This window comes from Capnocytophaga catalasegens, from assembly GCF_026005215.1.
GTDB lineage: Bacteria > Bacteroidota > Bacteroidia > Flavobacteriales > Flavobacteriaceae > Capnocytophaga > Capnocytophaga catalasegens.
Map to the genome: position 1 here is coordinate 16,490 of NZ_BPMA01000021.1, position 7,304 is coordinate 23,793.

Sequence of the window (7,304 nt, forward strand, 5' to 3'; positions counted from 1 at the left end):
GATGATTTTTATCCTTCCCCAGCAGGGATACACTCTTTCCCTAATGATTTTTATCCTTCCACAGTAGGGATATACTCCTTCCCTGATGATTTTTTGAATTTCCTTGTTAAAAATAAGAACAATCTATCTGTTTTTGAATATTTATCAACTTCCTTTTTACTGATTTCTTCTTAATGAAAAGAAAATCCACTTTACTTTATCTTTTTATATCATTGATTGAAATTCCGAAAGGTTTTCCTATTTCGGAAGCAATATTCTTTAAAGAACCTTTATGATTAACATCGGAAAGGAGCTTATCTTTATCCCACAAACCTTTATCATTTTTAAGTTCTTGCAGGTAACTTTGAACCTCCTCATACGTGAAATAAGGTTTTCCCTCTGCGTTTCTGGCAAATTGCATCGTGTAAATAAGTCCGTACGCACGAGAAATAAAAGGAAATGCATAGCCCGTCCCTTCATCCATATTGACTAAGGTATTTTCACCCACCAAAATATCCACAATCTGAATGGCGATGGCTCGGGAAAGTTCACTTCTGATGATTTTCAGATGTTTTTTCATATCCTCATAACGATATCTTCCCAGCTCAATACGCCCCTGAACAAAAGCATTAAAGAGGGTTCGTTCGCTATCTTTGAGCAAAGCAATTCCCTCAGCTTGTACCAGTGGTCGCAAGAAAGCGAAGTATCCGTACGCCAAATCCCAATGATGTTCCAACTCGGTGTAATTCCTTCCCACCAGTAATTCTACATTTTCGTGTTTGGCGATAAGCTCGGCATTGTCAAAAAATTGTTCGTCCAAGTGATAATTCAGGATTTTATCCAGATAAATAGCTCCCATTAGTGAATTGTTGAAAATTTCAGCTACCACTAAGCCTTTTTCATCTGCAAAGGAAAGATTTACATCACCGATACTCTGGCCGATATATCCCGTGCGTCCGTAATTAGCAGGACGATTTCTGTGATCAGAAGGATTGGCTTCTCCTCTTCCTGCAATCGCACTCGATACATCAATGAGCGTTATTATATCTTGTTCAATAACCGATTTTTTAGCAAGATGCAAAGGCGAAGTAGCTATTTCTTCTTTCGGTCTTAGGTGATACATTCCGTTGGTAAACAATCCCATTACCTCATCGTAATTGCTTTGATTTGAAATCTGAGCTCTTTTCAGATAAGAATTATAGATTCGGTCGATAGGCTCTTTGACCAGTTCGCATTCCAACACGTCAACACTACTACTTCCGTTGCGGGAAAAGCTGTACTTGAGTTCGAGAGGCAAAGGCTCTACGTACGCCGACTCTACCGTCTCTCCCTCGCCTTTGTTACACCCCAACACCAAAAGGGACACTATTAAAATTGTATATTTCCACATATTTTTTCTATTTGTAAGAACAAGAAACGCCTTGTTCAGTTGGTTATTTAATTTTGTTTTTTGAAATTATATAAAAGTATAATAAACATAAGTAGGTATTTTTGTCAGGCTGAGCGAAGTCGAAGCCTTGTAATGATAAGGCTTCGACTTCGCTCAGCCTGACACTCAAAATCATCATCATACCTTTATAAAATCATTCATATTTTATTTCAATTCTCGATACAATTTGCTCCGCTATTGCTCCAACACATTTATGGCAAAATAATATACTCACAATACGGAGACGGAATTCTGTTGGGACCTTCATTGTTTTGCGATTGTTCGGAACTAAGAGTCGGAACGACAATCAGTCCATCTTTTGAAACAGCTGTGATACTGGCTTTTATGTTCGAACCTCTATCGCCAATTCCGTTGACTAACAAATACATCGGATAGCCTGATTTCACTCGAAACGTTTTAGAAAATTCCACTCCATCGGTAAGTTTGTGAGTTATATTGCTGTTCGAAGCGTCTGACCCCACTGCAACAATTTGCTTTTTGTCATCAATAAAACGGACTTCAAATCTGGCAAGTGAGGAAGTTTGTGGAGCTTCTCTGTACTGGCATTTTATGGTTACGTCGTACTCCCGCTGGTTATCAATGGAAACCCCAGGATAGCGATAACTACTCAAAGCATCGTTGGGATTGCACAATCGGATATTCATATCCTCGTAGGCATTTTCAGGTTTTTCAATTCCCTTCCAAGGAAATAATTTGCTGTAATCTTCCTCCACTGGGTCGCTATCTTTTACATTGCAGGAAAAAATCCCCAATAATATTATTAAAAATAAATATTTTCTATTCATTGTTATATTATTTTTTTCGTTTGTTTCTATTTGTCAACTATTTCGGCAACAAAATGCGTTGGCTCACCATCAGGATAAAGATGTTTGCTTACAAACATATATCTTTTATAAATAGGGTCGTACACTTTGACCAATTCGCATACAAATGTATCTCCTTTTCGCTCAAAATCATAAAAAATATAGTTCTTATCGTACCGAATTCCCGTTCTGAACGTAATTCCTTGCTCTGTTCCTACATATCCTGAACCCAAAGCGTAACTCTCATCGGGAACTGTAATATTTGGATTGGCATTCCATTTCTTACCTGCCAAAAACACATAATACCGATTAGCTGTCATTCCTTTAAGAAAACGATTATATGCAGGAGTTCCTGTATTAGTTTTAATAAAAACATCACTTTGGAAAAAAGCCCTATTTCCTTTTCGGATAATTATTTGTGGATTTTTCATTTCTGCAAAAAATGTTCTGTTTTCGTATGCTTTTTGAACATTATTTTCTGATTGATGCTTCCACGCCTGTTCCGATTTTAGCTTTTCAAAAATGATGTATTCACGAGCAGGTTCAATAGAATTAGTGGTTTTGAACAATAAATTTTGGTCAAAATCCTTACGCAAATACAAAAAATCAGACTTGCCTTCTAACTGTTCGTTTACTAATTGATGAATGTAATTATAGGTCGTAAAACTAAGTTCCGTAAAAGTATTTTGCTTTATTTCAAACTGACTTTCTTTGTATTTTGTGCTACTTTTTGAGTCAAAATCAGCAAGCATTTGTACTATTCCATTTTCAGAGAATTTCATCAAAAAATAATAACCTCCATAACCATATTGATCTCTATAATTATATAATCCTTTTTTGAAGATTTCATCCTTATTAGAAAAAGTCAGTGAATCCGTTTTTGGAAAATACATTACTTTCCAACCATACGGAGCTTGAATGAGTTCATTTCGTAACTTATTGATATTTTGTAAGTTTATTTGTGAAGGAGAGATTCCATTATCTTCTTTTTTACAAGAAAAAAGTCCTATTATAGCCAACAGAATAAGATATTTTTTCATATTTTATTGATTTACGTATGATTTAAGTCGCTGAATGCTGATGGTTTGCATTCGTTTGAGATTGATTTTGATTTCCTTTTTGAAATAATCTTCTACAAATTCTTGCTTTTGACGAAGTTTTTTTACTGCCTCTTGAGCTGCTTGCTGGTCTTCTGGGTCGGAAGGATTAAAAGGTATTCCTCCCAATGCGATAGCGTTTTCAACGTCTTTGGCACTATGTGTTAGATAAGTGCTAACTACCTCAGCCATATCATCTTCGGAAGAAAGCATCGAATGAATAGTAAAAAAACCTCTGCGATTGGCTCTAATTCCTTCGGTACTAACCACTTCCGACACCGAGCTTCCGTTATTCAACACTTCCTCGCAATTGGCTTTATATAATTTCCCTTGCGTGGTCACATTTTTCCCAACGCTGAAAAATCCCATACGAAGCGTCAGAAAATCTTGGTCGGCTTTTACCACATAAGCAAACGATTGGTTGGCTTGTACATCTCGGTCTTTTGTACAATCAGAAGCCTTACGGATATATTTGGCAATGGGCTCTCTTTCAGGCAATTCTTTCGTATTAGACACATATCCTCCTGAACTGATTTTCAAAAATTTATCTCGGTCGTAAGGCAATAATTCCATCAATCGTTTGGCAAATTGGTGGTGTACGCTTCGCATTAGAGTAAAGACTTTAGCATAATCTTTCTCATCGAAATTATTGACATCGTACAAGTGCATTTCTGTCGAAGTAGCCGCAGTGTTCGACAATAATTCCACTCCATTTTCATCAACATTTTGCCCTCCATACATATAAATCTTAATCGGATTTTTTCCTTTTAAGAAATCCTTTCCGCCCACATTTGCCAATGTATAAGTTTCGAGCCACAAATGCTTTATGGTTTGCAACACTTTTTGAATATTTTTAGCCTCTGGCGGATAGGTGTAACTTCCTTTTGGAGCCGTGTTTCCGTCCCAACGATAATTGACCTCAATTCCGTAAGGTAGGGTAAATTCGTTGCGTATCCAAGTATCCAATTCGGTGTAATTGCGTTGCACAATGTTGGCTTCCACCACACTTTGGTCGGATAGCTTTTCTTTGTTACAACTGAGCAAAACCAATGTTAATATTATGTATATTCTTCTCATTATATATTGATTATTTTTTATTTAAGCGGAAAGGACACGTCCTTTCCCTACAAATTATCTTGGATTGGGTGCTAAACCTCGATTGATGGCTTCAGCAGGAATTTGCAATAACTTTCGTGGATCTTCCTTGCGAAGCGGTTGATAAATCGGATTTTTAGAATTTCGGCGAATGGGAATGTAAAATCGGCGGATGTCAAACCAACGCAATCCCTCGTGCAGAAATTCCTTCTGACGAAAATCCGAAATGATTTTGACCAAAGCCAATTGCTTTAAAGTCAGTCCATAAAAAGGACTATACACTTCATAAAAACTACTATTGATTGATGTGTACGACTCGTTAGAACACGACGGAACAGCCAAATTTCCGTATTTTCCTCGTATATATTCTTTCAAATCTTCAACCGATTTTTCGTATTCACGCTTCATTGCGTAGGCTTCCATTCGGTTAAGCAAGACTTCATCAGTGGTGAAAAGCACATTGGTTACGTACAAATCTTTGGGCTTCGTTCCTGTACTTCCCAAAAGAGACAATTCATCGAACTTGGCAATATACACTCCGTTATTTACAGGTCTTTCCGAATCTGAAAACAAATAAGTTGTTACATAATTGAGCTTTCTTCCTGCATCGCTATCACAACCATCAATGCCTTTTGAAGCAAATATCTCACTGATTTTTTGGTCAGTAAATCCGTATTTATCAACGGGTAAATTGCGTTTCCAACGCGACTCGGTAGTAGTAATTAGCAGATTAGCAGGTTCTTCCGTTGCGGTATAGGTAACGAACAAAGATTTACGATTATTGCCGTGCAATCTGGCGTAATGTTCCCAATTTCGCAAGGCTTGTTTCGGGTTGCTTCCCAGAACGTAATCGGCATACTCAATAACCAAATCCCATTCGCCTTTTATCAAGTAAAACCTCGAAGCAAAGGCATAAGCCGCTTTTTTATTAAAATGAAACTTAGGTTTTTTGTAAAAATTATCATCAACCAACGTAATTCCTAACTTTAAATCGGCTTCAATTTTTTCGTAAACCTCAGCAACTGTTCCGCGTTTGTAATTGACCAAAGCGTGTTTTTCGGGTTTGGTAAGATACGGAATACCAGCACTATTCTTGGCTTTTTCTGTTCCGTAAGGTTCTGCCCAGATGTTTACCAACATAAAGTGCAAATACGCTCGAAGCAAAAAAGCCTCGCCGTACAAAGCCTTCACGCGATCCGTTTTCGGATATGAAGCCAACAATTCCAACGCTTTATTTGCCTGTGCGATACCTGCATAACACGCATTCCAGTAGTTCAAAGGCGTGTCCAAATCTTCTTGGTCGTAATCCTCCCAGAAGTACATCGCTTCGTTCAGACGCGTGTGTACCCCTCCGATTCGCTCCTCAACATTATCGGTTCGGGCTTCCAAAAAAGCAAAATAACTCGCCTGAGGATAAGCTCCTGTAAGTAATTCTGCTATTTTTTCTTCCGAATCAATTGCCACATTGAGCGACGAATCAGGGTCTTTATCCAAAAAACCTTGACACGAGGTCAGAAACAAGCCTACTAATGTTAGTTTTATGATTGATTTCATATCTTTTTGATATTTACGCATATTTTTTTCTATCTTTTATATTCCCTACCTCGTTCTAAAAGGAAATATTTTATGTTAAAATTCATACTTCTTGTGGTTTATCTTCCTAAATCTAACTGCACGATTCGCTGATTGAAATTTTTATAAAAATACGGAATTTTGTAAAACATTCTCGATATCCACGGAAAGCGTCCGTTGTCGTAATCGCTCATATAAAATTCGTTTTGTAGGTGAATATTTTTGTTCCATTGCTCCATATCTTTGGTGTTGAGTAACGACCATTTGAATTCGGCTTTCCCCGCAGTTTTTTTCACGGAATCGTGGTTCTTCGCTCGTCCAACCCCTTTGTAAAATAGCATATCAAAAAGTACCGAAGTACGCACCCCTTCAAAACGAGAACAAAGCTCATTGAAAAAATCCTGAACTTCCTTCGGAGTGAAGTACATTAGTACGCCTTCGATGATTATCAAAATGGGCTTGTGATGCAAAAGCACTTTATCTACCCAACGATAATCGAAAAGCGATAATGGCAAAAATGTATTTCGTTCGTCCTCTGTTAATAGTTGTTTTCGGATACTAATAACTTCGGATAAATCAAGGTCGTACCAATGGGTGAAAGACGCTGTTTTCAGTCGGTTGTAACGCGTGTCCAAACCTGCTCCCAACTGAATTACCACCGCATCGGGGTACTGATTCAGGAACGTTTTCGTCTGCTCATCCATCAGTTTAGCTCGAATGCAAACGCCTATTTGCGACATTTTTGCACCTTCAAACTTTGAAAAATCATAATCAACCCGCTCCATCATTTCGATGGCTTTTTCATCACGAATTAACGCATCAGCTCGTTTGCTTTCTGTGGCTCTCGCCCATAAAGTGATGAGCATCGTTTCGGGAATATCCCCTAATTGAGTTGTTGTTATTTCGTTTTTCATTTTACTTATATTTTTTCAAATACTTTTCATTTACAAATCGGATATATTTTACCTCAACCAATTCATTTTTGTGCTTTTCTCCGCATTCAAACAAAAATATGGATTACCAAAAACAAAAACCTTTTATTCTTACTTTTCAGGATTTGCCCGAAGCGTCAATCCGAATGTTTTTAACCTTTCGGTATTTGCCCGAAGCGTCAATCCAAGTGTTTCTACTTTTCGGGATTTGCCCGAAGCGTCAATCCAAGTGTTTTTACTTTTCGGTATTTGCCCGAAACGTCAATCCGAGTGTTTTCATCTTTCAGGATTTCCCCGAAACGTCAATCCGAGCGTTTTCATCTTTCAGAATTTCCCCGAAACATCAATCCGAGTGTTTTCTACCTTCAACTAATTA

7 protein-coding genes are annotated in these 7,304 nt (G+C 37.7%); 1 reads left to right on the forward strand and 6 read right to left on the reverse strand.

Annotation, left to right across the window (positions count from 1 at the left end; genetic code table 11):
* Nucleotides 1-196: 196 nt before the first annotated feature.
* The 6 genes from OO775_RS06900 to OO775_RS06925 all read right to left on the reverse strand — a co-directional run bounded on the left by OO775_RS06900 (nt 197) and on the right by OO775_RS06925 (nt 6,910).
* Nucleotides 197-1,369 carry a DUF4856 domain-containing protein gene (locus OO775_RS06900; RefSeq protein ID WP_264846349.1) on the reverse strand — a complete coding sequence of 391 codons (1,173 nt, stop codon included), beginning with the start codon at nt 1,367-1,369 and terminating at the stop codon, nt 197-199.
* 251 nt (nt 1,370-1,620) lie between these two features.
* A complete protein-coding gene (locus tag OO775_RS06905) occupies nt 1,621-2,214 on the reverse strand; it encodes a hypothetical protein (RefSeq protein WP_264846350.1) in 594 nt (197 codons plus the stop codon).
* Nucleotides 2,215-2,240: 26 nt separating this feature from the next.
* Nucleotides 2,241-3,272 (reverse strand): DUF4302 domain-containing protein, encoded by a 1,032-nt coding sequence (locus OO775_RS06910; RefSeq protein WP_264846351.1) that lies wholly within the window; start codon nt 3,270-3,272, stop codon nt 2,241-2,243.
* Nucleotides 3,273-3,275: 3 nt separating this feature from the next.
* Nucleotides 3,276-4,406 carry a putative zinc-binding metallopeptidase gene (locus OO775_RS06915; RefSeq protein WP_264846352.1) on the reverse strand — a complete coding sequence of 377 codons (1,131 nt, stop codon included), beginning with the start codon at nt 4,404-4,406 and terminating at the stop codon, nt 3,276-3,278.
* Between the two features lie 54 nt (nt 4,407-4,460).
* A complete protein-coding gene (locus tag OO775_RS06920; protein ID WP_264846353.1) occupies nt 4,461-5,978 on the reverse strand; it encodes a RagB/SusD family nutrient uptake outer membrane protein in 1,518 nt (505 codons plus the stop codon).
* Between the two features lie 98 nt (nt 5,979-6,076).
* Nucleotides 6,077-6,910 (reverse strand): class I SAM-dependent methyltransferase, encoded by an 834-nt coding sequence (locus OO775_RS06925; RefSeq protein ID WP_264846354.1) that lies wholly within the window; start codon nt 6,908-6,910, stop codon nt 6,077-6,079.
* Nucleotides 6,911-7,008: 98 nt separating this feature from the next.
* Between OO775_RS06925 and OO775_RS06930 the strand changes: the two genes are divergently transcribed.
* The coding region (locus OO775_RS06930; protein ID WP_264846355.1) for a hypothetical protein at nt 7,009-7,304 on the forward strand (296 nt) is incomplete at its 3' end.

Coding starts and splice junctions, on each gene's coding strand:
- OO775_RS06915 (WP_264846352.1), bottom strand. CDS start 4,406: ATGAGAAGAATATACATAATATTAACATTGGTTTTGCTCAGTTGTAAC.
- OO775_RS06910 (WP_264846351.1), bottom strand. CDS start 3,272: ATGAAAAAATATCTTATTCTGTTGGCTATAATAGGACTTTTTTCTTGT.
- OO775_RS06920 (WP_264846353.1), bottom strand. CDS start 5,978: ATGAAATCAATCATAAAACTAACATTAGTAGGCTTGTTTCTGACCTCG.
- OO775_RS06900 (WP_264846349.1), bottom strand. CDS start 1,369: ATGTGGAAATATACAATTTTAATAGTGTCCCTTTTGGTGTTGGGGTGT.
- OO775_RS06925 (WP_264846354.1), bottom strand. CDS start 6,910: ATGAAAAACGAAATAACAACAACTCAATTAGGGGATATTCCCGAAACG.
- OO775_RS06905 (WP_264846350.1), bottom strand. CDS start 2,214: ATGAATAGAAAATATTTATTTTTAATAATATTATTGGGGATTTTTTCC.